26 protein-coding genes are annotated in these 25491 nt (G+C 65.2%); 16 read left to right on the forward strand and 10 right to left on the reverse strand.

Features of this window, described 5'->3' with window-relative positions:
• The first annotated feature begins 95 nt into the window (after positions 1–95).
• From HX774_RS12525 to HX774_RS12550, 6 genes are all read left to right on the forward strand, one after another.
• The gene (locus HX774_RS12525; RefSeq protein ID WP_178827209.1) at positions 96–2321 is read left to right on the forward strand and encodes a ParB N-terminal domain-containing protein; all 2226 of its coding nucleotides are present in this window, start codon (positions 96–98) and stop codon (positions 2319–2321) included.
• A 134-nt stretch (positions 2322–2455) separates the two neighbouring features.
• A complete protein-coding gene (locus HX774_RS12530) occupies positions 2456–2806 on the forward strand; it encodes a hypothetical protein (RefSeq protein WP_178827210.1) in 351 nt (116 codons plus the stop codon).
• A gap of 31 nt (positions 2807–2837) precedes the next feature.
• Positions 2838–3257, forward strand: a complete 420-nt coding sequence (locus HX774_RS12535; protein WP_003164935.1) for a single-stranded DNA-binding protein — start codon at positions 2838–2840, stop codon at positions 3255–3257.
• A gap of 149 nt (positions 3258–3406) precedes the next feature.
• On the forward strand, positions 3407–3862 hold the full coding sequence (locus HX774_RS12540) for a GcrA family cell cycle regulator (protein ID WP_178827211.1): 456 nt from the start codon (positions 3407–3409) through the stop codon (positions 3860–3862).
• 309 nt (positions 3863–4171) lie between these two features.
• Positions 4172–5119, forward strand: a complete 948-nt coding sequence (locus HX774_RS12545) for a DUF2493 domain-containing protein (protein WP_178827212.1) — start codon at positions 4172–4174, stop codon at positions 5117–5119.
• 327 nt (positions 5120–5446) lie between these two features.
• Positions 5447–6688 carry a DUF3363 domain-containing protein gene (locus tag HX774_RS12550; RefSeq protein ID WP_178827213.1) on the forward strand — a complete coding sequence of 414 codons (1242 nt, stop codon included), beginning with the start codon at positions 5447–5449 and terminating at the stop codon, positions 6686–6688.
• Between the two features lie 176 nt (positions 6689–6864).
• On the opposite strand, the gene HX774_RS12555 is transcribed toward HX774_RS12550, so the two are convergent.
• From HX774_RS12555 to HX774_RS12590, 8 genes are all read right to left on the reverse strand, one after another.
• Positions 6865–7179 carry a DCL family protein gene (locus tag HX774_RS12555; protein WP_178827214.1) on the reverse strand — a complete coding sequence of 105 codons (315 nt, stop codon included), beginning with the start codon at positions 7177–7179 and terminating at the stop codon, positions 6865–6867.
• Positions 7180–7202: 23 nt separating this feature from the next.
• Positions 7203–9815 carry a DEAD/DEAH box helicase gene (locus tag HX774_RS12560; RefSeq protein WP_178827215.1) on the reverse strand — a complete coding sequence of 871 codons (2613 nt, stop codon included), beginning with the start codon at positions 9813–9815 and terminating at the stop codon, positions 7203–7205.
• A complete protein-coding gene (locus tag HX774_RS12565; protein ID WP_178827216.1) occupies positions 9812–10783 on the reverse strand; it encodes a DUF1837 domain-containing protein in 972 nt (323 codons plus the stop codon). Before HX774_RS12565 ends, HX774_RS12560 begins: the two co-directional genes overlap by 4 nt.
• Positions 10784–11150: 367 nt before the next feature.
• Positions 11151–11519, reverse strand: a complete 369-nt coding sequence (locus HX774_RS12570; RefSeq protein WP_178827217.1) for a hypothetical protein — start codon at positions 11517–11519, stop codon at positions 11151–11153.
• On the reverse strand, positions 11516–11818 hold the full coding sequence (locus HX774_RS12575) for a HigA family addiction module antitoxin (protein WP_255500441.1): 303 nt from the start codon (positions 11816–11818) through the stop codon (positions 11516–11518). Before HX774_RS12575 ends, HX774_RS12570 begins: the two co-directional genes overlap by 4 nt.
• Positions 11819–12003: 185 nt before the next feature.
• Positions 12004–12306, reverse strand: a complete 303-nt coding sequence (locus HX774_RS12580) for a type II toxin-antitoxin system RelE/ParE family toxin (protein WP_178827218.1) — start codon at positions 12304–12306, stop codon at positions 12004–12006.
• Between the two features lie 243 nt (positions 12307–12549).
• Positions 12550–12969 (reverse strand): helix-turn-helix domain-containing protein, encoded by a 420-nt coding sequence (locus HX774_RS12585; protein WP_218650410.1) that lies wholly within the window; start codon positions 12967–12969, stop codon positions 12550–12552.
• A gap of 115 nt (positions 12970–13084) precedes the next feature.
• Complete coding sequence (locus HX774_RS12590; RefSeq protein ID WP_178827219.1) at positions 13085–14482, reverse strand: RES family NAD+ phosphorylase; 1398 nt, start codon at positions 14480–14482, stop codon at positions 13085–13087.
• Positions 14483–14648: 166 nt separating this feature from the next.
• Between HX774_RS12590 and HX774_RS12595 the strand changes: the two genes are divergently transcribed.
• The 6 genes from HX774_RS12595 to HX774_RS12620 all read left to right on the forward strand — a co-directional run bounded on the left by HX774_RS12595 (position 14649) and on the right by HX774_RS12620 (position 19267).
• Positions 14649–16121 carry a hypothetical protein gene (locus HX774_RS12595; RefSeq protein ID WP_178827220.1) on the forward strand — a complete coding sequence of 491 codons (1473 nt, stop codon included), beginning with the start codon at positions 14649–14651 and terminating at the stop codon, positions 16119–16121.
• 297 nt (positions 16122–16418) lie between these two features.
• On the forward strand, positions 16419–17519 hold the full coding sequence (locus HX774_RS12600; protein WP_178827221.1) for an HPP family protein: 1101 nt from the start codon (positions 16419–16421) through the stop codon (positions 17517–17519).
• Positions 17520–17676: 157 nt separating this feature from the next.
• A complete protein-coding gene (locus HX774_RS12605; RefSeq protein WP_178827222.1) occupies positions 17677–17919 on the forward strand; it encodes a hypothetical protein in 243 nt (80 codons plus the stop codon).
• A 70-nt stretch (positions 17920–17989) separates the two neighbouring features.
• Positions 17990–18241: a hypothetical protein gene (locus tag HX774_RS12610; protein WP_178827223.1), complete on the forward strand. Its 252-nt coding sequence runs from the start codon at positions 17990–17992 to the stop codon at positions 18239–18241.
• Positions 18238–18504 (forward strand): hypothetical protein, encoded by a 267-nt coding sequence (locus tag HX774_RS12615; protein ID WP_178827224.1) that lies wholly within the window; start codon positions 18238–18240, stop codon positions 18502–18504. Before HX774_RS12610 ends, HX774_RS12615 begins: the two co-directional genes overlap by 4 nt.
• 43 nt (positions 18505–18547) lie before the next feature.
• Positions 18548–19267 carry an SOS response-associated peptidase family protein gene (locus HX774_RS12620; protein WP_178827225.1) on the forward strand — a complete coding sequence of 240 codons (720 nt, stop codon included), beginning with the start codon at positions 18548–18550 and terminating at the stop codon, positions 19265–19267.
• A 258-nt stretch (positions 19268–19525) separates the two neighbouring features.
• On the opposite strand, the gene HX774_RS12625 is transcribed toward HX774_RS12620, so the two are convergent.
• A complete protein-coding gene (locus tag HX774_RS12625) occupies positions 19526–21004 on the reverse strand; it encodes an ATP-binding protein (RefSeq protein WP_178827226.1) in 1479 nt (492 codons plus the stop codon).
• Positions 21005–21239: 235 nt separating this feature from the next.
• Positions 21240–22160, reverse strand: coding sequence for a HEPN domain-containing protein (locus HX774_RS12630; protein ID WP_178827227.1), 921 nt, complete (start codon positions 22158–22160; stop codon positions 21240–21242).
• Between the two features lie 165 nt (positions 22161–22325).
• On the opposite strand from HX774_RS12630, the gene HX774_RS20100 reads away from it, so the two are divergent.
• The 4 genes from HX774_RS20100 (at position 22326) to HX774_RS12645 (ending at position 25451) form a co-directional block, all read left to right on the forward strand.
• Positions 22326–22457 carry a hypothetical protein gene (locus tag HX774_RS20100; RefSeq protein WP_255500438.1) on the forward strand — a complete coding sequence of 44 codons (132 nt, stop codon included), beginning with the start codon at positions 22326–22328 and terminating at the stop codon, positions 22455–22457.
• 396 nt (positions 22458–22853) lie between these two features.
• Positions 22854–23549, forward strand: a complete 696-nt coding sequence (locus tag HX774_RS12635) for a hypothetical protein (protein WP_178827228.1) — start codon at positions 22854–22856, stop codon at positions 23547–23549.
• A 388-nt stretch (positions 23550–23937) separates the two neighbouring features.
• Positions 23938–24474 (forward strand): RNA polymerase sigma factor, encoded by a 537-nt coding sequence (locus HX774_RS12640; protein ID WP_178827229.1) that lies wholly within the window; start codon positions 23938–23940, stop codon positions 24472–24474.
• A 14-nt stretch (positions 24475–24488) separates the two neighbouring features.
• Positions 24489–25451 (forward strand): FecR domain-containing protein, encoded by a 963-nt coding sequence (locus tag HX774_RS12645; protein ID WP_178827230.1) that lies wholly within the window; start codon positions 24489–24491, stop codon positions 25449–25451.
• The last annotated feature ends 40 nt before the right edge of the window (positions 25452–25491 follow it).

A 25491-nucleotide genomic window follows, 5' to 3' on the forward strand; every position in this document is an offset into this window, starting at 1 on the left:
ACGCCGGGGCGGCGCCCCGGAAAGGCGGGGAGGAAGGGCGAGGCGGGGCGCCGGTACGGCGGGGATAGGCTCCGCCGGCCGGCGGGAGAAGATCCATGTCCCGTCACGCCCGGACCCGTATCCACCGCCTCGAGGCTCGATCCGACGTCGCCCAGGCGCAGTCCACGCCACCGACGACCTCGGTTCTGACGCGCAGCCAGCGCACCGTCCATCTCGCCGATCTCGACATCGCGCCCGAGAACCTTCGCTATGGCGAGGCCGCCGACGACGAGATTCCGCAACTCGCCGACACCATCGCCGCCGCCGGCCTGCTGCAGTTTCCGACCGTCCGACCCGGACGCCGTCGCGAGGCGGCCTTCATGGTGCTGGACGGCCGCCGCCGGCTGCTGGCTCTGCGTCTGCTGCGCGACGCCGGCGTCTTGGGCGACGATCATCCGGTCGAGGTCTTCGTCGAGACCGACCGGGCGCGCCAGGCGGCGGCGACCGTCCTGACCAATACGGCCGTGCCGGTCCATGTCGCCGACGTCGTGGTCGCCATCGGCCGGATGCTCAAGTCCCGGCTCACGGTCGTCGCGATCGCCCGGGCGCTTGGATACGGCGAAGTGGAAATCCGGCGGCTGGCGGCGCTCTCGGCCCTTCCGGCCGTCGCGCTCGAGGCGCTGAAGACCGGTCGGCTCACCCTACGCCAGGCCAGACTCCTGGCCCGGCTCAAGGACGCGGACGAACAGGCCGAACTGGCCCAGGGCGCGCTCGACGGCCATGGCCTGCCCGAATGGCGCATCACGGAGCGTCTCGACGCCGGGCGGACCACGACGCGCGACCCACGTTGCGGCCTGGTGACGCCCGCCCTCTATGCGGCTGCGGGCGGCCGGACCGAGACCGACCTGTTCGGGGAGCGGCCGCCGGTCCTGCTCGATCCCGACCGGCTGACGCAGGCCTGGATGAAACGGACGGGAGAGGTCGCAGCCCTTCTGGAGAGCGAAGGCCTGACGGTCCATCTCAGCGCGGGTCCGTCCCCGGACCTGGCCGAAGATCTGGAGCGACTTGGCTACGCCTACGGCGGCGCGCTTTCGGAGGCTTCGGCGACCCTCTACCGCGAGGCCCGTGAGCGCGCCCAGGCGGCCGCCGACGTCCTGGAGACGGAAGGGGTCGGGGACGATGTCGTCGCTAGGCTGGAGCCCCTGATCCGCGCACGCATCGCCCAGGACCAGGCGGGATCGGGCGAGCGTGTCGCGACCGTCGTGGTGCTGCGGCCGTCGCTTCGGATCGGGGTGGAGGTCGAATGCTACGGACCAGCCGAGGCGGAGCCCGACGACGACGCCGGCTTCGAGGCCGACGATGAGGCGGCGCCGGAGATCTGGAGGCGGTCGCAGCCCGCCTATGCGCCGCCACGCGCCGAAGCGCCGGAGCCGGAGACCGAAGGGGTGACCCACGCTCTCCATGCGGTGCGCACCGACGTCGCGACGCGGGGGCTGATCCGCGCCCTGGCCGACGCGCCCGATGTCGCCCTGACCGCCCTGACGGCGCGTCTCTTTAGCGTCCTGGCGGTCCGCCCCTCGATAGGCCGTTCTGAATCCGCCCTGACCGTGACCGCCTCTGTCTTCAGCCCGACCGGCGGCCGGGTGATCGAGGCCCTGGATGGGGCGGTGCGCGAGCGTCTGGACGATCGACGTCGCGCCTGGGAGGCGTCCGGCCAGACCCTGGTCGCATGGGTGCACGGCCTGGCGGCCGATGACCGGCTCGGCCTGCTCGCCGAACTGACGGCCCTCAGTCTGGATCTGCGTGAAGAGAGGACGACCCTGGTCCGGGGATCGGCCCGGGCCGAGGCCGCCGAACTGGCCGCCCTGTGCGAGGCGGATGTCACGCGCGTGTGGACGCCGGACGCGCCCTTCCTTCAGTCGCACTCCAAAGACCAGTTGCTGGGCATGCTCGCGGCCATGGGCGCGTCGTCGGAGGAGGTCGGGCGGCTGAAGAAGACCGAACTGGTCGCCTGGACGGCCGATCAGGCGGCCGAACGGAACTGGGCTCCGGCCTGCCTGTCCTGGACGGCGCCGCCGGAAGACGACGCCGCGACCGAGGGCGCCGAACCGTCGGGTGAGGCGGACGGGCCGAAGGCCGAGCCTGGGTCGGAAGGGGGCGAGGCGACGGCCTGCGACGAGGCCTGCGACGGGGCCGACGTCGAGATCGGGGACGATACCGGGGGCGAGACGGGGAACGAACCCGGGCGCGATGACGATCCGGATCACGGCGGCCTCGATGGAGTTGGAGTCTTCGTGGTGACGCCGGCCGGCGAAGCCGTCCTGCGGAACCAGGCCGTCTGACGGTCGAGGGCCGGTTCCGTCGCGCGGCGCGCGGCGGGATCGGTCCGGGGGAGGGCGAAGGAAGGGAGGATCAGGGGCGAGGCGGAACAGGGAGAACGGCTCCCTGGACGCTTCGGATCAACAGGAGACTGAAGATGCAGACCATGGTGTTCAACGGCCGGCTGGCGGCCGACCCCCAGATCAGTCCGGACTTCGCCAAGGCGGTGTTCCGGCTGCTCGAGAAGCGCGGCGTGGACCTTGCGGGCAAGGACCGTATCGTCGGCGTCAACTGCGTCAGCTGGTCGAAGGGGCTGAACGAGAAGGTCATCGCCCGGGGGCTCGCCCAGGGCTGCGAAGCCCTCGTCGTCGGCGCCTTCATCGACACCGCCTATACGGCCCGCGACGGCACGGAACGCGCCGCCAAGGAACTGGTGGTGAACCGGCTGACGGTCCTCGACTGGGCCGAGGATCGCCAGGCCGCCGTTCCCGAACAGGCGGCCGCCTGATCCCTCATCATTCATTTCAAGGAGACTGACCATGCAGACCCTGACGCTTGAAGGCTATCTCACCGCCGCTCCTTCCATCCTCGCGGCGAAGGATTCCGGCAGGAAGCGCGCGAGCTTTCGCGTGCTGGAGACGACGCGGTTTCGTCGTTCGGACGGCACGCCGGGCGAGCGCACGACCGGCTTCAACTGCATCTGCTTCAACGAGGCGACGACCGAGAACTATATTGCGCCCTTCGCCCGGAAAGGCAGCCGGGTGGTGATCCAGGGCCATGTCGAAAATGACAGCTGGACCGGCAAGGACGGCGTCGAACACTACGACCTCCGCCTGGTCGTGGACGACATCCGGTTGAAGAACCGTCGCGAAAGCGCCACCGACGGAGACCAGTCCGCCGACGGCGGCATTCAGAAGGCCGGGGCCGCTCACGATCTGAACGACGACATCCCGTTCTGATCCAGATCCGGCCCTTTCAGGCTGACGTCCTGGCCCGGCGCCTCTGCGCCGGGCCATTGTCGTGTCGGCCAGGGAGGACGAAGGAAGGGAGGACGGAGGAAGGGCGGTCTGGGGCGAGCCGATCGGGCTCGCTGACCACGGGTTTCGTCATGACCGCCTCCATCTGGACCGAAGACAGGATTGCTCGCCTGACCGACCTCTGGCGCCAGGGGTGGAGCGCCGCCCAGATCGCCCGCGACCTGGGGCGCGAGGTCTCCCGCTGCGCCGTTCTCGGCAAGCTCCACCGACTGGGCCTGGGGCGCGGGCCTCAGGTCGCGGCCTTGTCCATCGTCCGGTCGCGAGCGGGCGCCCATCGACCGAAGACGTCCTTGCGTTCGCCTCGCATTGATGCGCGGCCTGACATGCCCGCGACCGCCACCGCCACCGTCCTCACTGTCGGACGGGGGGAGTGTCGATGGCCCTACGGCCATCCGGGCGAAGCCGGGTTCGGCCTGTGCGGCCGGACGGTCGCGCGCGGCGCCTTCTGCGCCGCGCACGCCGCCGTCGGCTATCAGCGTCGATCCTGTTCGGTCGACAGTCTGCTGAGGTCGGTTGCCATCGACTGATGGGTATCCCGAACGCGAGTGCAGGCGACGACGGCCGGCCGTCGTCGCGGTCGGGGGCGTGCGTTGTCCATCGTCCCCATCGGCGCGACGGCGCCGAAAGGCGTCCTCGTCCCAAGAGGGACGAGGACATGCCCCCACACAACGCCCTCCGATCCTGTCACGTCACCCCGGCCGTCAACGGCTTCGCCGTTTCCCTCCACGGCCCGCGAGAGGCGGTCCGCTCCGGTGACCGCCGGGGGCCCCGACGTGGCCAGGAGCGGGGTCGTTGCGCATGGGGCGCTGCGACATTTCAGAACAGGAAATGATCCGATGCACAGCTCGAACCCCGCCTTCACCTCGCCCTTCGCCCAGAAGTCCGACTCCGCCTTCGACGACCTGACCGCCACGCTCGGCGATATGCGCCCGCATCCGACCGAGGAGGCCCTGGTTCAGCTCGGGCGCGCCCTCATGACTGAACTTCTGGACCTGATCTCCGACACGGCGCTGGAGGACTTCCAGACCCTCCTTGGAGAAGCCCTGATCGGCGCCTTCCATTCGGCGGCCGGACGGATCGAGCGCGATGCGGACCGGGCGCGCGATGCGATGCGCCGGCTGGATCGCGACTTCGACGGATCGGAGGCGGCCGACGTCGAACTTCAGGAAGCGACGGCCAGGGGCCGGGCCGGCGACGCGGCGACCAGGGCGGCCGAAATGATCCGGGACGCCGCGGCCGAGACCTGGACGGTCGCCACCGGCGAGGTCTGGACCGCCTGGCGCGGAAGCCGGCGCGGCACGCATCTGACCGCCGCCCAGCTGGAGGCGAAACAGGCGATCCGGGCGATCCGCAACCGGCGAGCGGAAGAGACCCATCCGGGCGGACCGGTGGTGGCCTTCAGGGGCGCGCCGACGGCTGACAGCCGCGACGATGCGGCGAGGATCTTCGACGCCCTGAACTGGGCCCTGGCGGAGTGGCCGGACATGGCGCTCGCGACCACGGGGGCGAAGGGCGCCGAGAAGCTGGCGATCCAGTGGTCGAAGCAGAAGGGGGTGAAGCTGATCCTCGCCCGGGCGGACTTCGACGCCCACGGCAAGGCGGCTCCCTTCAGGGCGAACGACGACCTGATCGCGCTCGAGCCGACCTGCTGCCTCACTCTGGCCCGCTCCCTGGACGAGGCGAGGGCGGCGGACGGGCGTCCGTTCGGGCCGGCGCTCAACCTCGGGCAGAAGGCGATGGAACAGGGCGTTCGGCATCTGGCGGTACGATCGCGACCACACTGAGAGACATCGACGTCATGGCGTTCGACCTGACCCGCTCGGCTTCGGCCGGGCGGGTTTCGTCATGCCGTCCGGAGGGCTGTGGCGGGCGGCGGCGGCCTCGTAGCGAAATGTGGCGGCGAGTTTGACGGGGTTTGATCGGATGTGGTCGGTGTTGAATGCAATGTCCGGAAATCTGGGAAATGGGGCTTAGGGCAAGATAAAAGGCGGTGTGGGCGACTCGTCTTTTCGCTATTCTTTCGGTAGGTTAGCCAACGAAGGTCGGGCTCTGGATGACTTGCGGTGAGTTGTCGGGTTCGAGCGGATCGGCGGCCTTTTCGGAGGCGCGACATGCTCATCCGCGAGGCGATCGAGAACCGGCTGACTTTGGGCGCGGCGCCTGACCGCGACGGCGTCCAGGTCCGCCTTCCCCTGTCCCTGAAGACCGATCGTGTCCCGGTGCGTACGGGCATGTTCCAGAGGCTGGCGGCGTCGCGACAGTTCGCCCTGGGGGATCGTTCAGGCGTGCTCAGGGCGGCGCAGGGGCGGTCAGGCCGAGCCTTCCGCATGGATGTCCGCCAGCGGGTCATCGTGAAGGCCCTGGTGTCGCGGCATGTCGGAAAGGCTGCTGCGCGGGCGGGTTCGCTGGCGGCGCATGTCGCCTATCTCGGTCGGTCGGGCGCGGGCGTCGAGGGGACGCGTCCGGACTTCTTCGACCGGACGGACGACGGGGTGGAGGCGGCGCTCGAAACGCGGGGCTGGAGCGGCGATCGGCACCACTTCCGTTTCATCATCTCGCCCCAGCATGGCGATCGGATCGCCGATCTGAGGGGCTATGTGCGCGAGGTGATGGCCCGGGTGTCGGCTGACTTGGGCGAGCCGGAACTGCGCTGGATGGCGACCTGCCACTACGACACCGACCAGCCGCACGCCCATGTCCTGGTGAGGGGACGGCGTGGGGATGGACGGGACCTGGTCATTCCCCGCGACTACATGGGCTACGGCTTTCGCGCGCGGGCCCAGGAGGTGGCGCAGGAGAGGCTGGGGGATCTATCGCGCGTCGAGGCCGAGCGGCGGGTCTGGAAAGAGACCCAGGCTGATCGGTTCACCGGGTTGGATCGTCGGCTGCACGCTGCGGCGGATGCGGACATGATGGTCGATGACGGGGTGGGAAGAACTGGCGCCTGGGTGGCGCTGAGCCGGGGACGGCTCCGGCATCTGGAGGGGCTGGGGCTCGCCGTGCGGTCAGGGCGACGGTACCGACTTGACCCGGAGATGGAGATGAAGCTGCGAACGCTTCAGGTGCGGCGGGACATCATCAGGACGACGAACCAACGTCGACTGGAGGGGGCGCGGGAGGTGCGGCTGTTGGGGCGCGAGAAGGTGGCGGGCGTGGTTGCGAAGACGGGGTTTCACGATGAGGCGGGGGCGGCACCCTGGGTCGTGGTGCGCGATGCTCAGGGGGTGGAGCACTACGGGAGGCTGAAGCTGGGCGGGCAGGCGTTGGCGGTTGGGGAAGCGGTGGTGTTGGCGCCTGTGGGGCAGGGGATGGCGGTGGCGGTGGCGGTGAAGGGGCGGGTTCTGGAGCGCTGACGAAAATGTTCGGCAAAAGACGATCGGGGCCGCTTCTTACTCGTAGCGGTAGTTGGCGGCATCCGATTCCAGACCCGCGCAAGTAGCCGCCTCGCTCGGCTGCTACTGCTACACACTGTAGTAGTAAACCTCGCGGCGCCTTGGGATAAGAACGATGGAGGCCAGTAGGTAGCCCGTCAGACGGAACCGGATTGAGGCTGCCCGTAGATGCAGGTCTGGTAGGAGAACTTCTCGGTGGTTCCGTCGACCCGGTTGACCCAAAAACATTTGGTCCGGAAATCAGCGCTTCGGACGCTAAAATTTGTGATGCCGGGGCCGATCTTCGCGGCCGCCTCTGGATGTTTCTGCAGGGCGGCCAGGAGAACGGCCTCGTCGGTCGCGCCAACCTTGTCTCCGATGTCATAGCGGTTGAGCATGTCTTTCAAATGGGCATGCGCGTCGCCCTTTTTCGCGAACTGAAGCGGCCCTAGGGTCATGGGTTTGGCCGGCATGGTCTGTCTCCCTGGCTTGATGATTAGGCGAAGGGGAGGACGTCCGATCCCGATTGCCCTCCCAGAAGTTTGGCGCTCACTTCGCGCAGAATGATCGCGGGAATATCCAGGGTGTCGAGCCGGTCGACGCGGTCCTCCACCCACTCGACGCAGGCTTCTTTCGTCAGGTCGTCGCGGGCGATCTTCTCATAGAGGGCGACCGCGCTCATGCGGGACAGGCCCAGCTCCATGAGCGACAGCAACGTCAAGCTAGATACGCCGAACTCCAGCTGGGTTCCGATATCCAAGTCCGTGTCGACCAAGTCTTCGCGACCGATGGCGCGAAGGTGCACATGAAGGATGTCCATGTAGGCGGACAGGTATTTGGGAGCCCGAAAGCGGGCGGTCTGCTCGACCTTGTCCATGGTGTCGCGGATCAGGACAGGGAGTTTGAACGGTCGCCTGTGGTCTTGGTGGTATTTGATGTTCGCCTTGATCATCGAGGCCAGGGAATGGCCCTTGAGCCAGCGGACGACAATGAGGGCGTGATAGGGCTCCAGGCCACGCGGCATGAAGGCGGGGAACAGATGGTCGTTTATCCGGCCCATGATGGTGACGAAGCGGTCGTAGCTGTCCTCACTGTCGACCGGTGCGGGTAGCAGGTTCTCGACGTCGTTCGGGTAGTCGCGGAAGGCGTTGAGGAGGGTCTGCAAACTTAGAGCGCTGACACCCGAATGCCGGGCGGCCACCGCGTGGTCGATTTCGACCGAGGCCGCGAGGGTCTCAAGGCTGGCCTCCAGACGGGCGATGGTTGCCGGATCGTGGCGACGCGCCAGAGCCGCGTCCGATAAGGAGCCAAGGCGCATATAGGTGTTGAGGAGGTAGCCGCCCACCTGCTCGAACCGCTCAGCGTCATCCAGCTCGGCCAGGACGGCATCCGCGCGCCGTTCGGGATAATCCGCGAACGCGTCTCCGGTGTCGAGGACGGCGTCGCTCTCGCGCTTGATCGGGTAGCGAGCGCGGTCCGGAACGCCCGTCGGCCAAGCCTTGAGATCCTTGGGATTGATGCAGATGATGTTGCCCTGGAACTCGTCGCCCCATCGGCCCGCGCGACCTGCGAGGTTCCAGAAGTCATGCGGTTCCATAGGATTGCCCCGGCCCTTGCGGGGGCCGCGTACCACGATCGTCCGGCACGACAGGTTGACCCCTTCGATGAGCGTGGAGGTGCAGACGAGGAAGCGGATTTTGCCCGAGCGGAAGAGCCGTTCCACCTCGGTTCTGATGAGCGACGGCATATTGCCGTAGTGGAAGGCGACGCCCCGCTCCACGAGGGGCGCCAGACCGTATCTGGGATGAACGCCCTTGCGGACGAGATCGGACAGCTCCGCGAGTTCGGGGTCTACGGTCTCGGGATCGGCGACCAGCTGAGAAATGAAGTCCGCCACCTCTTCCGCCTCGGCCGCGCCATTGGCGTACACCAGCGTGCCGCTTCGTTCGCCGCCCGCCGCCGCCGCGATGAACGCCAGCCGCTTGCGAAGGCCGGCAGGCGAACTTGTCAGTTTCAGGGTCCCGATGGGTAGTACGCGCCCGGGCAGTTTGAGCGCCAGATGCCATTGCTTGGGTTTGCGCGGGACCTGCTCGGCGACGATTAGGTTCTGCAAGACGGTCGGGGCGTCGCTGTCCACGCTGGCGACGTCTGCGGAGGCGGGTGCGTCGGCGAGGAGTTCGCCCGGGTTCTGTGTCGCCGGGCTGATGAAGGCGACCTTGAGCGACGGATTGGCGCGGGAGACGCGCTCGATGGCGTCCTGCAGGATTATGCCGCGATGGTCGTCGCCGATCTTATGAGCTTCATCGACGATGAGCAGGTCCATGCCCGCCGCCTCGCCGAGGGCGTTGATCAGCAGATGCAATCGCTCCTGCGTAAAGACCAGGATCAACTTCTTGCCGCCGGCGGTGGCCGCATCGAACTTCTCGCGCAGGGGCAAGGAGGACACTTCGATGTCCGCCTTGGCACCCACAGCGGCGTTTAGCGCGGTCTCGATCTCCGACACGAGCGCCCGCGTCGGCGCCAGGTAGACGGCGACACGGGCCTCCGTCGCGCGGAGCTGGTCCAGCAACCACTGCAGGACGAGAAAGGTCTTGCCCGACGCCGTAGGCGCTGAGGCGGACAGCCATTGATGCGTGCTGGCGTCTTCCCAGAACCGCTGCTGGAAGTCATTGACCTGAAGCCAGTGGCCGGTCGACTCGACCAGGACGGCGTGATCCAGCCGCCGGCGCTGAGCCTCAAGGCGCAGGCCGGAGCCCAGGCGTGACTCGAGGTCGTCGTCGATGCGGCCACGGGCTTGAGCGAGGTCGACGGCCCGGAAGTTTACAAGCTTGTCCATGAGGACTGCGCCCGCGTCTCGCACGACCTCGTCTGAAGACAGTGAGACGGCGGCAGTGGCGATCCGCAGGGCCGCCTCTTGATAAACCCGGGTGTCGGACCGGGCCAGGATGCTTCCCGCCAGCAGGAGATGCGACCAGTCCAAGTCCGGTTCCTTCGTCGCCTCCTCGGCCAGATTGTCGATTTCCGTTCGAACGATTGTTCGCGTGAGGACATCGAGTTGTTCCCGAACGCCCTCCTTGAGCAGCCAAACCTGCAGCTCCGGAAGCGTCACCGGTTCAGACCCATCGCTTCGAGGAAGTCTGAGCGGAACTCGTCAGCGGAGGGGAGCGGCAGGCAGAAGATCTCGATCTCGAAAGCTTGCAGCTTCTCCGCCGTCAGCCGCGCGCCGATCTGCTTTTTCCATTCGGTAAGCGCCGCCTTCGCCGCCGCCGCGATCTCGTCGGCGACCGCCTTTGCGTCATCGCCGGGGTAGAAGTCCGAGGTGAATCCGACCAAGGCGACGCCGCAGTAGCGCACCCGCCGGGACAGGGGAGAGCTAAGGTCGAAATATTGTCGAAGCGCCTTGGTCAGAGCGGGATTGCTCAGGTCGGCTTTGTCGCTCAGGAGGATGAGGTCGCGCTCCCGATCGGCGCCATCGTGCTCCGGCTGCACGAGATATGGCGCGAGAGACGCTAGGCAATCCCGGATCGCGTCCGAGGCAGACTTGTAGATCTTGGACTCGCCCCAATACAGCTTGAGTATGCCGTCGTCGGTGACACCCGCGTAGACGCCGTCGGCGCCGTGATAATGCATCCGGGTATCCGTCTTCAGATCCATCTTGCAGAGGATCTGGGGAATGCCGAGATAGCGCTCCGCGAGCAGGAACAGCAGCATCTCGCCGCCCTCGCCCGTCTTCGTCAGATCGGTGAAGGAGCGTCTGGCCTGTTCAAGGAGTCCGGCCACGGCTTCCGTGCTGTTGAACTCAGCGTCACGCTTCTTGGCGGCCACGAGTTTGGACCGCGGGATGGCGTAGTCAGCCACGACGTTGCGCATGAACGCCGCCAGCCGTTTAGGCTGCACACGGCCGTTGGCGTCGACAGTCAGGCAGTGGCAGTGGATCCGAACCGAGTGACCGTCGACCTCGATGTCGCGTTCGATCAGCTCGAGGTGCACGCCGAGAGTCTCCGGCGAGCCCGTCAGGGCGGCGTGCAGATCGTCATATGTAATCCGGGACAGCTCGTCCTCAAGCTTCGCAGTCATGGGCGGCAACCTAGGCGGGTTTCGTCCATGCGGTCCAGAGCCAGGAGCAGGGTGCCGTTCTCTCGCGCCGTTTGAGCGCTCGGTGCCGGCTGCATCCGCCCTCACGGATTAGTGCCTGCCGGCGTCGCTGTTCGGCTTCGATTGGGTGAGCTTGAACGCCGTCTCCAAGCGAGAGCTAGGCCTATGACCGCGGGTATCCGCCACCGACTGCCTCCGCGATCATAGAATCGAGAATCGTGGGTGTGAAAATGATCTTCAGGACCAGTGCTGCGGCGAAGGACGCGACCGCCAGCAGGATATGATAGAGCTTCTTGTTCATACGGTGAAGCTTGCGGCGTTAACCCATTTTGCCGCTGGTCGTCTGAGATCAGTTCAGTTTGATAGCGTCGCGACGGCGAGCCTGTTGAATGCGACCTTCAATGTTGGCTTGGAAAACCTCGACGCCGTATCCGTAGGTCGTGCGCTCCATACCCTCCAGGATGCGATTTGCGTCATTGTTGGTTGACCGGGCGCGATATGGCCGTGTGCATTCGTCTGCGATGCGGAGTGCAAGCTGACGTGCGTCGATCCGCTGGTTGTAGTTGCGAGCAATCAGGGGATCGGCACACGACCAATCAGCAGGCTCAACCTGAGTGTGAGCCGTCAGCGCTTCACTTGCTACGCGCTGACGGTTTCGAAAATCATCGGTGGCCGCGCTTTGTTGCAGGGCTAGCGACGCGAGAACGATGGCGATCATGCCGCGATGAGTTCGCGCTTCTCAATACCAGCGACGATCTCTTCACGGTGTGATCGTGCTTTCGCCAGATCAAAGTTGTTCTGCATGTTGGTCAGCGTCTCAGCGTCAACGCCAAACGCGGCCTCAATCTTGAGAGCCATTTCGTGCGTCAGTGCGCGATGGCCGTTCAGGACATTGTTCAAGTTGGGTCTAGCGACCTTCAAAGCCTCAGCGGCTTGCACGATGTTCAATCCAAACGCGGGCAGGATTTCGTCGCGAACGAGTTCACCGGGGTGCGCCGGGAACGCCATTTTCATCATTGATTTCACCTCTTCCGTTGCGTGTATCCTAATGTGATACACGCAAAAGGCAACAAAAATGTCGGTGTATGGTTCAGAGTATGCGTTGGAACATGTCTCAGTTCGTCGTTGATAATGTGCATTCGAAATGCGTGATCGAAAACTCAATCAAAAACTGCGCATGAAAAAGGGGGCCAAGCGGCCCCCTAATGGTAATCCTCATAATCCATGTCAGTGATTTCGCCGGTCGCCTTGTCGAGATAAAAAGTCAGTCGCCAGTTTCCTGTTACCGTTAGAGACCACTTTCCCGGATATCTCGGGGTAAGTTCGTGGACCTTCCAGTTAGCAAACGAGTCAGCCACTTTCTTGATCGTGTCAGCCGCTTCAAGGAATGACATTTGTTGGTGGATTTTTTTAGCCACCGCCGGGGCAAGACCTTTGACCTTGGCCGGATCAGCGCCGTCAAACAGCGCCTGAACGGCTTTATTTTTTATAGAAACAATATTCATCAGCACCTCTTGCTTGTTTGTGCTGATGTTAGACCACATTTCTACTGTGGCGACAAGGGGGCTGTATCGTGGCAGGATACAAATCCGACGAGGCTGTTCGTTAGGAAATCGTTACCCGGCCGTTTGCGAGATCGCTGGTAGGTGGGGCTGGCTACGGTCCTTCGCAAGGTAGCCGCCAGCCATTAGGGCGAGGATCACCGCGCCGAGCGCCTCACACCCCACGGCACCGATGCCTTGGAGATGTCAGAGCAGATCGATCCGTGACATCGATGCCGGGCTCGGAACCGCGCGCCGATCACGGCTCGGCTTGAGGTCCTTGAAGACCTTGTGCTTGTTGAGCACGTAGCTGAGGAAGTCGATCCACTCGGCCATCTCCTTCTGGGGCCGCGGCAGGCGCGGCGCGGTGAAGTAGTCGGCCGGCATGCCCAGCGCCGCGGTCACCTTTTCCAGCGCCTCGGCGCTGACGGTCTTGCCGCGCTCGATGCGTTCCAGGGTGGACAGCGACACGCCGGCGAGATCGGCCAGGGCACTCTGCTTCAAGGCCCGGGCCTTGCGGCCCATGATGACGAAGAAGCCGATCAGCGGCGCCGGCGGGGTTATCAGCTCGCCCGGCTCGGGCCGGGGCAGGGCGGCGATACGGTCGTAGAGGGACGGATGGGTCATGGAAGCTCCTTTCCTCTCCAGCATCGTGGCGTCAGCCTCGCCAAACGAGGCCTTAAAATCCTTCACACCTCAGGGTCAGGCTTATCGGCGTGGCCGCCGACGAGGCTCGTCGCGTTCAGAACGGCAGATCGTCGAGGGCGTCGGGAGGGTCACGAGGGTCGTGCTCACGGCGCGATCGCCGCACCGATCGGATCGCCGGGGTATAGTCGGTCGCCTCGATCTTCTGCACCTCAACACTGTCGGGAACGAGTTGCAACGTCACCGGCCGGGGATCGTCCAGGTCGGCTTCGCGCGCCCTGACTTCAGCAAGGTCCGGCTCGGGCTCGGCGGCGACTTGGCGCTCGTCCCCGCTCGCGGGAGCGCGCTCCTGGTCCCGGACGGTGATGCTGTCGTCGCCGTCGTGATCGTCCTCGTCCCACCAACCGAGGTCCACCTCGGTGTCGATATCCGACCGGTCGATAAACGCGACACGCGCGGCGCGATTGAACAGCACTACATTGCGCTTGTCCATTCCGGCCTGGGTCGAGCGGTAGAGCAGGCCATCGAACCCCAGGCGCTGGAAGATGTAGTCGGCCACGATCTGAGTGGGCAGGTAGCCGAAGGCCTCGTCTCGCGGCATCACCGGCTGGGAGATCTCCGCCCCGAAGATGCGGAGGAACGCCACCCGGTCACACCGTCGGATGTAGTCCGGATCGAAGATGCTGCCCGTGACGGCGATGGCGGCCAAAACATCGAAGTCCAGCAACTTGACGGGCCGGAGCAGGGAGAACCTCGCGAAGACCGCGTGCGAGCCCACCGGCGGGCGGATCTCGGCCCGGCAGGTTGCCAGCTCCTCCGCGCCGTAAAACACCGACACCCCCGCCGCGTTCATCCGGCCGGATGCGGCCATGCCGCGCGGCGGCGGGCCCAGCTCACGCTCTGGGCGGCTGACAAAAGCTCGCAGCTCGGCCTCGTCGAAGGCCACGCGGCCGCGCACGAACGTTGTCGCCGGCTCCTCGGGCAGCATGGTCCGCACCACGAGCTCGCCGCGCCAATCGGCATGGGTCTCGATGTCGGCGAAGATGTCGTCAAGCCACTGCTCGGCCTGGCGGTTGAAGAACCGCGCCTCGGCCCGAACGCTGGCCTTGAAGTCCTGCCAGCGGCTGTGCTGCGGATGGCGGTCCAGCGGGGCCTCGTCGTAGGTCGCCTCGAAGACGTTCTCTTCGCCATTGCGGGCGAAGTCGTAGGCGTGCTCGTCCGACAGCAGAGCCTGGATGCGTTCACCGACCTGGGTGCAAACCCCTGCCACCTCGGACACCAGATCCGCGTAGCCGACGCCCTCGTCTGTCCTGTTGACCACGTAGTTGTCCGTGATCGCTCCGTCGATGCGATACGCCAGGTCGCGCAGTGGCAGGGCCAGGCGTCGCCGGCCGCAGGCCGCGCACAGCCGACGCTCGCCCTCGGCCTTGACCGCCTCGGCCAGGAAGGGATCGGCGATGCAGTGGTGGCAGAGGGCTTCGACGGCCTGCTTCATGGCCGCATGTTAGGGCGATAGCGAAGCTTCGTCACGACCGACGATCGAAGCCCACGACGCATCGGCAAGTCACGATATGGTTGCGGGATCCGCGCCGACCAGGGCTTGACGCCACTTGATCTGAGCGGGCCGAAAGACCAGCGCGCGAAAGGGGTTGGAGGACGCTATGAAGGTCAACAGGGGAGCAGCGCGCATGACGACAGCGAATCCGGGCGTCAACGACCACCTCGACGGTGAACTTGGTCCGATCAGCGGTCACTTTCGGCTCATGACGCTAGCAAGGTTCGAGGCGCTAACGCTCTGGGGGCGGCCTGCGGGGATGGAGGAGGATTGTCGCTTGGAATCGGCCTGGGCGACGGTCGACGAGCGCATCCTGGCCGCAATCCTCCACCTCAACGCTACTCGAGAGTTCTTTTGCGTGGCCTTCGCCCGAGATCAGCAAGGCCGCTATCGCGGCTTTGAGCGCTCGGTGATGTACCCCTCGCCCCGCGCCGCGGCGGCGGCCCTGCAGCGCGACTTTGGCCAAAGCCTAGCCCAGACCCCGCCGGTCCACGTGGAGGCGCCGCCGCCTTCACGGGGTGTCGATCTGTTTGCGCCGGCGGCCGGGGCCACGCGGCTGCACGACGCGTTCGTGTTCGTGCGCGACAGCTTTGAACAAGCCGCCGCCCGGGAAATACTTCAGGAGATCGCCCGCTGGTTTCCGAACCAGGACGGCCATTTCGTCAAGGAATTCCAGACAGCAGGCTACAGCGCGAGGACTTGGGAGCTCTATCTGTGGTGCGCCTTTCGCGCCTTGGGCTTCGAGATTGACCAGAGCTATGCCGCGCCCGATTTCGGGCTAAGCAAGCGGAAGGCGCGGATATTCGTGGAGGCGACCACGGTCAGTGCTCGCGATCCCTATGTCGCCGCCATGGCAGCCGGCCCGCCGCCGGACCCGCCTAGCCGGATCGACGACTACATCGACCACGACATGGCCCAGAAGTTCGGCTCGCCGCTCTATTCGAAGTTAAAGCGCGCGGACTGGGAAAAGCCGCATGTCAGCGGCCATCCCTTCGTTCTGGCCCTGGCTGACTTCCACGCGCCGGCCTCGATGCGCTGGTCCTACCGGGCGCTGCCACAGTACCTCTACGGCTTGAAAGCGATCACCACGGCCGATGCCGAAAACCGGCTGATCGAGATCTTCATGCCCGGCGAAGACCATGTCGTCGGCGACAAGCGCGTGCCGACCGACTTTTTCAGCCAGCCCGGGGCCGAGAACGTCTCTGCGGTCCTGTTCAGCAACGCCGGAACGATCTCGAAATTCAACCGGATGGGCGCGCGCGCGGGATTCGGCGACGCCTGGGTCAGCCTAGTGCGCAGCGGAATGCTGACCGACCCGGAGGCCTGGGAGATCACTGAAACCCCGTTCAAAGCCGATGTGGAGGATCCCGGCTATCAGGAGACCTGGTGGGACGAAATCACCCTCTACCACAATCCCAAAGCCCTCCATCCTGTCGATGCCAGCCTCTTCACGGGCGTCACCCACGTGCACGTCGTCGACGGCCAGTACACCGCGACCGGCCCGACCCGGGTGCAGTGGTCTCAGACCACGTTGATCGACTTCCTGGGCCGTAAGAAGGGCCATCCGGCCTCAGGCTAGCGATCGCATGAGAGTTTCTGGCCCAAGTCCAACGTCCGTTATCAGGCCACAAGAGAATGACCGCTCATGGCGCATTCCTGCCTTTGCAGAAGTCTCTTTGGCGCGTGAGCATCGACAAGGAGCGGGCAGACGCCATGCCTCATGCCTGAGCGTCTGGAACAACTGCGGGTTGACGTGACGGTCGGCCCTTTTTGCCAGAGCCTCGCGTTGCTTGGCGGTCGCGAAGTGAGATTCTCTACCAGTTGACGGCAGTTCATCTGCCTTGAGGCCGCCGTCCTGCTCGGGCAGAAGCGGGCCGTGTTTTCCTCCCTTAAAAACCTCCTGGCGGCAGGCCTGTCGGTCCCCCGTGGCCAGGCTGTCCGATACAGCCTGGGCGCCGCGCTTGGGATCGCGGTCTCCGGTGTGCTGGCGCGTATTCTGGTCGAGGGGCAGATCTCGTTTTCGCCGCTGCTGGCGGCACCGATCGGGGCGTCGGCCGTCCTGGTCTTCGCCCTGCCTGCCAGCCCGCTGGCGCAGCCGCGCGCGGTCATCGGAGGCAATATGCTGTCGGCCTTCGTTGGTGTGGTCTGCGGGATTCTCATACCGGACCCCTTGCTGGCGGCCGCTGTGGCCGTAGGCGTGGCCATCTTCGTCATGAGCCTGCTCGGCTGCCTGCATCCGCCCGGCGGCGCCATAGCCCTAAGCACGGCGCTCGCCGCCTCGTCGCCGACGCCGCTCGGGTTCGACTATCCCTTCGTCCCAGTCGGCCTCTGCTCGGTCCTCCTGGTCGTCGCGGCGAGCCTCTATGGCCGTGCGACCGGCCACGCCTATCCGCGTCGCGTGACGCAGGCCCTGAGCCCCCACCGCACCAGCGACCGTCCCCCGGGCGAGCGTTTCGGGTTCACCCGGACCGACCTCGATCAGGTCATGGCGCAGTACGGCGAGCTGCTGGACGTGAACCACGACGATCTCGACGCCCTGTTTCGCAAGGTCGAGCTCCAGGCGCATCGGCGTCTCCATGCCGCCATCCCCTGCGCCGACATCATGTCGCGGGACGTGATTTCCCTGTTCGCGGGGGAGAGCGCCGAGATCGCATTGGCCAGGCTGCGGGCCCACGACCTGAGGACGGCGCCGGTCGTTGATGTACGAGGCCGTGTGCTCGGTTTGGTCAGGCGGGCTGAGCTGTTGGCCGGCGGGGTTCGGCCGGTCGGCCAACTTGTGGCACCGGAGACCTATGTCGTGGGCCTACATACCCCGATCGAAGCTATCCTGCCGGTCCTGTCGAGCGGGGCCGTGCATGAGGCCCTGGTGGTCGACGAGGATCGGGTTCTCAAGGGCATCATCACTCAGACCGACCTGCTGGCCGTCCTCTACCGGGCCCATGTCGTCGAAGCCGTCGTCTCGGCCAAGGCCGCCTGAGGCGACCGCCGACGGTAGGGGCGAGGTGAATGTCGCGCCGGGCGGTCCTGTCGTCGTTCTCCACAGGATGAGAACAAAATAGGAACTTATCAGTTGTGAGCATGTGAACGCCGTCCTAGAATGGAGACGGGTCGGTCGGCTGAACGGGAGCTGCACCATGCAAACGATTGAAGGACGGTCGGCGCCGTCGAAGACTGAACCGACGGGCGAGGACCGTATGCTCGGGAGCCTGATGGCGCTCTGGCAATACGGAGAGGCGGCGCGCGCCGATCCGGTGCTGCTGAACATGCAGTCCAGGATCGCGGCAGAACTGGCGCGGATATCGCCCGACGCGGCGGCCAAGGGCAGGGCGCTTTTCGAGCGGCTGACCGCCGCGACCGGGGCCGCCGGACCGCACTAGGCCATGGGGTTTCGCAAATGAGAACCGGCCGCTGTCCTATCATCTGGCCACGCCGGTGTCGGTGTCGGAGATGCGGCAGCGGGGCTGGGTGGTCATGGCCCGTTGCCAGGCCTGCCAGCTGGATCTGCGCATCGATCTGGATCTGGTGGTCCGCCTCAACGGGCCGGACCTGGTCCTGTTCGGCAAGTCGTGCCGGTGCCGCCGCATGGGATGTAGCGAACGGATGATCTTCATGGGGACGCCGCCCGGTCAGCAGACCGGTCTGTTCTGGACGCTGCTGGAGCAGGCGCCCCGCACCCTTGAGGCAGGAGTCCTGGCATGAGGACGCCGCGTCGCGCCCGCCCGAACGGAATGGATCTGGCCCGTCTTAAGGAGGCCCGGGACATCCTCGAAGTGCTGATGATCCAGCTGCGGCCCGCCACGCCGGAGCATGTCTCGGTCGTAAACGCCTTTGACGCCGTACGGACGGCGGCGATCGACTGGACGGGCAATCCCGAGATCTGGAGCGGGACGGACTCGGCCGGTCGCCGGGTCTTGCCGGATCCCTTCGTCAAGCGGCCTGAACATCCGAAATGGCCGCGCTAGCCGGCGACTCCACAAGCGGCGTTCTGCGTGAGAGGCTCGACCGATGTGCAATCTCTACTCGGAGACGAAGGGACAGGCCGCAATCCGCGCTGCGGCCCGGGCCATGCGCGATCTGACCGGAAACCTGGCGCCCATGCCGGGGATATTTCCGGACTATCCGACGCCCATCATCTGCACAGGCGAGGACGGGGTGCGCGAACTGGTGATGGCGCGCTGGGGCATGCCGTCGCCGGCGCAGGTCGTCTTCGAAGCGGCGAGCGCTCGCGCAAACAAGCTTCGCGCTCGGGGCGGCAGCGTGGATTTCGCCGAGTTGCTGAAGATGGAGCCGGACAAGGGCGTGACCAATGTCCGCAACCTCGCCAGCTCGCACTGGGCGCCGCATCTGGCGCTGGCCAGCCGCTGTCTGGTGCCCTTTACCAGCTTCAGCGAGTTCAATCGCGAGGCAGGCGGCGACATCTGGTTCGCGCGGGGCGAGGATCGCCCGCTGTCCTTCTTCGCCGGGATATGGCGGCGGGACTGGACCGGAGTTCGGAAGATCAGGACCGGCGTCGAGACGATCGACGCATTCGCCTTCCTGACCTGCAGGCCGAACGCCGAGGTGGAGGCTGTCCACCCCAAGGCCATGCCGGTCATCCTGACGGAAGACTGGGAGCTTGAGCAGTGGATGCTGTCACCATGGGAGGAGGCGAAGGCCCTGCAGCGTCCGCTGCCCGACGGTGCGCTTCAGATCGTGGCCAAAGGAGTGAAGCTGGATGACGCCTGAGGAAGAACGGCTCTGGGCGGTTCGGCTGGAAGGTCGGGCGCGACGGCTGCATGAGCGGTCGCGGTTGGCATCCTGGATCGGGGCGTCGCTGCTGTTGCGGTTTCGGGCGCTCTGGGCGGAGGAGGCGGCCGCTAGGTTGAGGCGGAAGGCGGGCAGGGGATAGGGGGAGGTTTCCACCTGAAGCGCGCATTGCACCCTGGCCAGAAGCCGACGTTTGCCGCGGAAACCACCGCTGGGCCTGCCTAACGATCGGCGGTTCTAGTCGGTCAGTGGGAAGTACAGTTCGTCGATACGGCACGCCGCACGGCGAGCCGAGCTGAGGGCGGGGGTTCGTCCTTCAGTGTCGATGGCGGCAAGGCAACGACCGAGCAGACCAAGAAGATCCGCTAGCAGCAGGGGGCCTTCCTTCTTCAGGCCGCATATTGCTTGGGCAATGCTGGCCGCTGTCTTTGCATCTGTCGGTTCAACGATCTGCCCCACCATCAGCTTCTTCACGATGGTTTTCGGCGAGCCCGCGTAGTCCTTCTTTGCCCCGTCAGCCTTGTCGATCCGGGCAAGAAGAACTTTCTTTTGAGCCGTATTGCCAGGCAAGCTCGCAACCAGTTCCCGTACGGCCCGTCGTGATAGTCCGGCCTTCTGTGCGAAATATCCAATGGGAAGCCAGGCGGCCCGACCTCCCACAGCGGCGTAGCGAATGTACTCGGTTGGCTGCGAAATAGTCTGACCTGCCAAGAAGTTACGCAAGAAGACATCGTCGGTTAGCACCCCCCGGCTTCGAATGTCATTCTGATCGACAGGCACCACTTCGCCGATCAGCTTCAAGGTCGGTGCGCCCGCCACCTCATCGAAGTTGCCCTCTCGGATGAAGCTGATGTTCTTGAGTAGCTCCGGGTCGATTACGATACGTCCGTGCCCATTCGCTAGCACGCCTTCCTCAAGATCGGCGACCAGAGCCCGCTGCGGACCCAGCGCGAGAAGCCGCTCGACCATAGGCATCACATCAAGTCTGGCTAGGCGGTCACGTTGATCCAGCATCGCTCGTAGATCGCTGTATTTGATGCGAGCAGACTGACCTGGATAGCGATAGAAGATGTCGCCTTCCTTGATTTTGTCTCCCTCGGTCTTCTGGGCGATGATTGGGCGACTGGCGTGCTGTTCGACGTGGATGACGCCGATTTTGATGCCCCCAATCTCGACGGAAGCCATCTCAATGCGGGGTGTTGGGTCCAGGATCGATTTCAATTTTCCTGTGACCACAGCCGGGTCGATATTGCTGAACTCGTCCGTTCCCATGCCGACTACGGCATGGCTCAGGTCTTCTCCAGCGTCGCCCTTGTGCCCGCCGTCGGCAACGCCAAAAAAGAGATAGCCTCCGCGATTATTCGCCAGAGCAGCCACGGCCTTTATCCATAGATGGCTGTGCCGAAGGCCGAAGCCGAGCTTGCACTCACGAGTATCGGATTCCCCATCGATCAGGCGGTGACGACCGTCCGTGTCTCTTTTGAAAAGCGCGGCGATGACGATGGGGTCTAGAGGGAGCTTGGACTCAGACGGCGTCGCTGCGCCAGACATCTCGGGCGACTTGAAGACCGCCAAGAACCTGTCGAGGTCAGCCGGGCTCGCTGCCGGGATCGAACGGGAGTTCCCATAGGCGCCCTTCCTGATCCCGGTGATACGACCTGAATTCACCGGGCGGTCTTGGCGATTGAAGTAGAACTGGATGTCCTTGTTCGCCATGCTACGCGCCAGCATGGCCTTAATCAGGGCGATCTCCTGATCCGTGATTGATCGTTTAGCCAATGAGGTTCTCGGTTGCGAAGCCTCGCGGCCAAGCCGAACCCCATATTTCGCCGTTCCGCTAAAGGCAACGCTGAAGCTTGAAGCTCGCACTCGCCTAAGCGTGGTCTACCGTTGCGTGGCACCAACCAAACACAGTCGTATCACAGCTGCGTAGTGGGGAGCGCATTGGAGACTAGTGCGCGCCCGATACGTCGCTTCTAAGATTTGTCAGCCGCACTTCGCAGGCTTCGCGGACGATGTCGCGGAGGAAGGCGATGCGCTGGGTGAGGTAGGCCAGTTCCTCGTCGGTGATTTTGTAGTGTTTCGAGTAGCGGGCCTTCACATAGGCGGCACGCAGAAGTTCGAAGCAACGCTTTTCGAACTTGGTTTCGTGGGGCCAGACTTCGGCCAAGCGGGGAACGAGTGGCTCGGTCAGCTTGCGCAGATGAACTAGGTTGTGAGCTTTGGGCGAATGCAGGGTGAGCACCAGCATCAGGCCTATGTAGAGAGCTTCGGTGGCCTGATGGAGCAAGAAGGCGGCTTTCTTGCTGTAGCCACGCGAGCGGGCAGTGTCGGCTAGATCAATGAGCTCCGCGGCGCTCTCAGTCCATTCGTCGAAATACTCTTGGGTTTCGCTCAGGGCGGTGATCCGCGAGAGCGGCTGCGGCTTGGCGAAGCTGACGCCGGGCTCGCTGAAGAGGACGACGCCGTCGCGGAGGATGTCGGTAAAGAAGTAGCGGCCCAGTTCCAGCTTCTGGTTCACGTCGTCCAGGCTGTGGACGATAAAGGTCACCGGGGTGCGCAACTGGCTGCCCGTTGCGATCTCGCCCAGGAGGCGTTCGTTGGCGGCCTCCCAGAACTCCAGGTCGGTCAAGTCATCATGATCGACGACGACCAGTAGGTCGAAGTCCGAGAAGTATCGGCCGACGGGGTCGTGCACCCAGTCGCCGCGCGCATAGCTGCCAAACAGGATGATCTTCAGAATCTTGCCATCGCGCAGGCGCGGCGCCTTGCGGGTCGCCACGGTGCTGGCGAAGGTCTCGCGCAGGATGGCCACCGCATGGTCCAGTTCGCGCCGCTTGCCGGCCGGCAGTTCCCTGAGAGGCTTCTTCATGTGGATGAGTCTCGACGATTGGGCGGGCGACGGCAAGGTGCTGTTAAGCTGCTCTATTGTCACAGCCAAAGCAGAGAGTGCCGGCGAGGCGGTGGAGCGCTTTGAGAGAATCGCGTCCCGCTTCAGACTGCGCAGGCGGAATCACCCCGCGAGAAGGTTGAAACCATGAGCCAGGCGAGCAGGCTGACGGGCTTCGAAGTCTTTGTCGGCAAGGGGCGTCACGCGCGCCGTGTCCGCGCCGCGCGCAACGGGCTGCTGTTCAGCCTGTTCATGGCCTGGATGCGTCGCGGGGCCTGAGCGTCGTTGGCGGGCGGCGTGGTTGCCGCCGAGGGTTCGGGGACTAGCTTGCCCCCTGTTGAGATTCTATCGCCGTCAGCGCTATCCTTTGGGCAGCGGGTTGTCGTGAATAGAGGACGGCTCTGGTCCGGGGGATGTGCGCCCGTCGTGCATCGGACGCGGCCGTCGTCGAATAAGCGCGCCTCTCCATCGGAGGATTCCACGCCCGCACCCCATTTCTGACTGCCCAGCGGGTCAGCCACAGACGCCTCTTGGTCGAATCCTCACATTGCGCTAGCCCCCGCGCTCGCAAAAGGGGTGGCGAATTTGAAGCGGATAGTTAAGCGGACAGTTAAGCCGAGAGATAAGCCGAGAGATAAGCCGAGAGATAAGCCGAGAGATAAGCAGAGAGCCTTTTTGAAGCGGATCGGCAACGGGCTGCTGGTCGGTTTGCCGCTTCTCACCATCGCCGCATTTTTTTGCACCCACATTTTTCTCGCTGGCGTCTTTGGCGAATGGAATCTGTCATCCATGCTGTTGGTCACGCCGACCGACGCAGTCGTGCCAGGCTTTATGTTCGGCTTCCTGGCCCTGGCGGCGATTGGATTCCCTCTATTGATGGCGGGCGTCATTGGGCGCCGTTCACCGCGCAAGGTATGGGGCGTCTTGTCCAGGGTGGGGCTGACGAGCGCGCTATTGGGATGTGTGGTTTGGTACTTCCAATTGAACGAAGGTTTTGAACGTCTGCCGGCGGCGCTTCTCGCCGCCATTTGCGGGTCCCGCCTTGCGTGGGACGCCATGATTTCCAAGCGGCTTCCGTCTTGGGCGAAGGTGGCCGCTGTTGTCTTGGCGTTCCCATGGGCGGTCTGGGTCGTCGATGCGGGGACGGTTTTGGCGGGACATGTCGCCAAGGGCGGAATGGTGCGCGGCTTGCCGATACTGGCTGGGCCTGACACGCCTTGCTCCGGAAGAGTCTTGTGGCTCGGTGAACGCGCCATCGTCATTCGCTGCTCGGTTGGCAGCGAGGAAATCCGAGTGATGACCCCGAAAGAAGGGCTCAAGTTCAGCACTGAGCGCGAGCTTGCCCTTGCCTCGAAGCATGTCGCCCAGTAGCTCGGGATCACGGGCGCCGGAGCGATAGGCGCAGGTCCGATGACCGGGGGGCGCTGGCGAGAGCCGGCGGCCGGTGGGGCCGTTTCTGAAACCTCCGGGCCTTCTCGCAAGGTTCCAACGCCCGTCCCTCTTCCTTTTTGAGGAGGAGGGCGGACGGTCTTGCGCCGTGGAATCAAATCAGCCACGATTCCGGCGTCGACCTCGGTCGATAGGGGCGTGGAATCCCCTGCGATGTTTCTCAATGACGATAGCTGCAGTGCGCCTTTCGGCGTGCGCGAGCTGTTGCGAATCGGCGCCTCCCTTGGGCTGCGCTGGACGCCCCCGCTTGGGGCCGCAGGATTTCCATGTGCGCTGTTCGCCGCCCCTGACGCCGTTTGGAGGAACGGGCATGGCCAAGGCGGGAGGTGCGGGCGGGGAGCGCGACGTCGCCCTTTTGGACGGGACGGCGCGGACCGACGTCTCGAAGGGCGAGACCTTGTCGGATTGGCATGCGCGATACGACCGCTGGCTGTCGGCCCAGATCCGTCGCCGGTTCTCTAGCCAGAGCGGCGAGGACATCACCCAGGAAACCTGGCTGCGGATGGCGGCGCTCGACAGCTTCGACGCCATTCGCCACCCGAAGGCCTTCCTGCTGCGAGTGGCCAGCAATCTGGCGCTGGGGCAGGTGAGACGCGGCGCGGTGGCGGAACGTTTTGCGGCCGTGACGCCGACGGTGTCGCATGAGGACGCCGATCAGCTAGAGACGGTCTTCTTCCGGCAGATGGTCCTCGACTTGCCACAACCTCTCCGAGATGTCTTTCTGCTCTCCCGTGTGGGCGGACTGACCAACAGTCAGATCGCCCACCAGCTAGGTATCAGTCCAAAAACGGTCGAATGGCGTATGACGCGGGCTTTGGCGCGCTGCGCCGCCCAAGTTCGACGCTAAGGATGGGGCATCGCATGGCTGGCCCGAAGGCCCGTATGAGCGCCGCCGATATCGAAGCGGCAGAGTGGCACGGACGCCTGGGCGCCCGGAATGTCGACACCCGCACGATCGAAGATTTTTTCGCCTGGCGTCAGTCGCCCGCGAACGCTGCGGCCTATGCACGGGTGGAAACCGTCTGGTCGGGGACGGCACGACTGGCGGGCGATTCCCAGGTGACCGGGGCGCTTTCCGCCGCCTTCTCGCGGCGGACGCAGCAGCGTCGGCCGCCACGGCTGCTTCTGGGCTTGGCCGCCGTCGGCGCGGCGGCGGCGCTCGCGGGGGGCTTCAGCTTCTGGCTGCAGTCCCGAACCGTCTTTTCGACAGGCGTCGGCGAAGAGCGAGTGGTCCGGCTCGCCGACGGTTCGTCGGTCCGTCTCGACACCGCCTCGCGGGTGAGGGTCAGGTTCGACGGCGATCGCCGGTTCATCGAGCTGCAGGAAGGCCAGGCCTTCTTCACGGTGGCGCATGACGCGAGCCGACCCTTCGTGGTGGCGGCCGGCGACGCCAGGGTCACGGCGCTCGGCACGGTCTTCGATGTCCGTCGCGACGGGGCGGGCGTGAAGGTGGTCCTAGTGTCCGGAGCCGTGGAAGTGGCTGACAGCGCTGGCGCGGCGAAACGCATGACCGCCGGCCAGCAGGCCAAGGTGACCAAGGCGGGGGTGACCACCAGGGCGGCGGACGTGGACGTGGAAACGGGATGGGTCGACGGCCGCATCGTCTTCCGGGACGCCCCGCTGCGGGCGGCGGTGGCGGAGGTGAACCGCTACCTGCCGGAGAAGATTGTACTGGACGAGAAGGTGACCGGTCGGGCGTCGGTGAACGGGGTGTTCAGGACGGGAGATCGCGACGCCTTCGTCTCGACGGCGACCGAGGTGTTCGACCTCAAGGCCTCGGCCGGACCGGGCGGAACCATCGTCCTGGCGGGGCGGAACGAATGAGCTGAGGGCGAGCGCCAGGGTCTTTCGGGGGCTCAGCCAT

This window comes from Brevundimonas sp. P7753, from assembly GCF_013386595.1.
Taxonomy (GTDB): Bacteria; Pseudomonadota; Alphaproteobacteria; order Caulobacterales; family Caulobacteraceae; genus Brevundimonas; species Brevundimonas bullata.

What these genes read in the sequence shown, in the direction of transcription:
- HX774_RS12580 (WP_178827218.1), bottom strand. Translation starts at nt 12,306, where the DNA reads ATGAATATTGTTTCTATAAAAAATAAAGCCGTTCAGGCGCTGTTTGAC.
- HX774_RS12565 (WP_178827216.1), bottom strand. Translation starts at nt 10,783, where the DNA reads ATGACTGCGAAGCTTGAGGACGAGCTGTCCCGGATTACATATGACGAT.
- HX774_RS12590 (WP_178827219.1), bottom strand. Translation starts at nt 14,482, where the DNA reads ATGAAGCAGGCCGTCGAAGCCCTCTGCCACCACTGCATCGCCGATCCC.
- HX774_RS20100 (WP_255500438.1), top strand. Translation starts at nt 22,326, where the DNA reads ATGAGCCAGGCGAGCAGGCTGACGGGCTTCGAAGTCTTTGTCGGCAAG.
- HX774_RS12615 (WP_178827224.1), top strand. Translation starts at nt 18,238, where the DNA reads ATGAGGACGCCGCGTCGCGCCCGCCCGAACGGAATGGATCTGGCCCGT.
- HX774_RS12525 (WP_178827209.1), top strand. Translation starts at nt 96, where the DNA reads ATGTCCCGTCACGCCCGGACCCGTATCCACCGCCTCGAGGCTCGATCC.
- HX774_RS12585 (WP_218650410.1), bottom strand. Translation starts at nt 12,969, where the DNA reads ATGACCCATCCGTCCCTCTACGACCGTATCGCCGCCCTGCCCCGGCCC.
- HX774_RS12550 (WP_178827213.1), top strand. Translation starts at nt 5,447, where the DNA reads ATGCTCATCCGCGAGGCGATCGAGAACCGGCTGACTTTGGGCGCGGCG.
- HX774_RS12640 (WP_178827229.1), top strand. Translation starts at nt 23,938, where the DNA reads ATGGCCAAGGCGGGAGGTGCGGGCGGGGAGCGCGACGTCGCCCTTTTG.
- HX774_RS12610 (WP_178827223.1), top strand. Translation starts at nt 17,990, where the DNA reads ATGCGGCAGCGGGGCTGGGTGGTCATGGCCCGTTGCCAGGCCTGCCAG.
- HX774_RS12570 (WP_178827217.1), bottom strand. Translation starts at nt 11,519, where the DNA reads ATGATCGCCATCGTTCTCGCGTCGCTAGCCCTGCAACAAAGCGCGGCC.
- HX774_RS12575 (WP_255500441.1), bottom strand. Translation starts at nt 11,818, where the DNA reads ATGATGAAAATGGCGTTCCCGGCGCACCCCGGTGAACTCGTTCGCGAC.
- HX774_RS12625 (WP_178827226.1), bottom strand. Translation starts at nt 21,004, where the DNA reads ATGGCGAACAAGGACATCCAGTTCTACTTCAATCGCCAAGACCGCCCG.
- HX774_RS12605 (WP_178827222.1), top strand. Translation starts at nt 17,677, where the DNA reads ATGCAAACGATTGAAGGACGGTCGGCGCCGTCGAAGACTGAACCGACG.
- HX774_RS12555 (WP_178827214.1), bottom strand. Translation starts at nt 7,179, where the DNA reads ATGCCGGCCAAACCCATGACCCTAGGGCCGCTTCAGTTCGCGAAAAAG.
- HX774_RS12545 (WP_178827212.1), top strand. Translation starts at nt 4,172, where the DNA reads ATGCACAGCTCGAACCCCGCCTTCACCTCGCCCTTCGCCCAGAAGTCC.
- HX774_RS12620 (WP_178827225.1), top strand. Translation starts at nt 18,548, where the DNA reads ATGTGCAATCTCTACTCGGAGACGAAGGGACAGGCCGCAATCCGCGCT.
- HX774_RS12540 (WP_178827211.1), top strand. Translation starts at nt 3,407, where the DNA reads ATGACCGCCTCCATCTGGACCGAAGACAGGATTGCTCGCCTGACCGAC.
- HX774_RS12595 (WP_178827220.1), top strand. Translation starts at nt 14,649, where the DNA reads ATGAAGGTCAACAGGGGAGCAGCGCGCATGACGACAGCGAATCCGGGC.
- HX774_RS12645 (WP_178827230.1), top strand. Translation starts at nt 24,489, where the DNA reads ATGGCTGGCCCGAAGGCCCGTATGAGCGCCGCCGATATCGAAGCGGCA.
- HX774_RS12630 (WP_178827227.1), bottom strand. Translation starts at nt 22,160, where the DNA reads ATGAAGAAGCCTCTCAGGGAACTGCCGGCCGGCAAGCGGCGCGAACTG.
- HX774_RS12530 (WP_178827210.1), top strand. Translation starts at nt 2,456, where the DNA reads ATGCAGACCATGGTGTTCAACGGCCGGCTGGCGGCCGACCCCCAGATC.
- HX774_RS12535 (WP_003164935.1), top strand. Translation starts at nt 2,838, where the DNA reads ATGCAGACCCTGACGCTTGAAGGCTATCTCACCGCCGCTCCTTCCATC.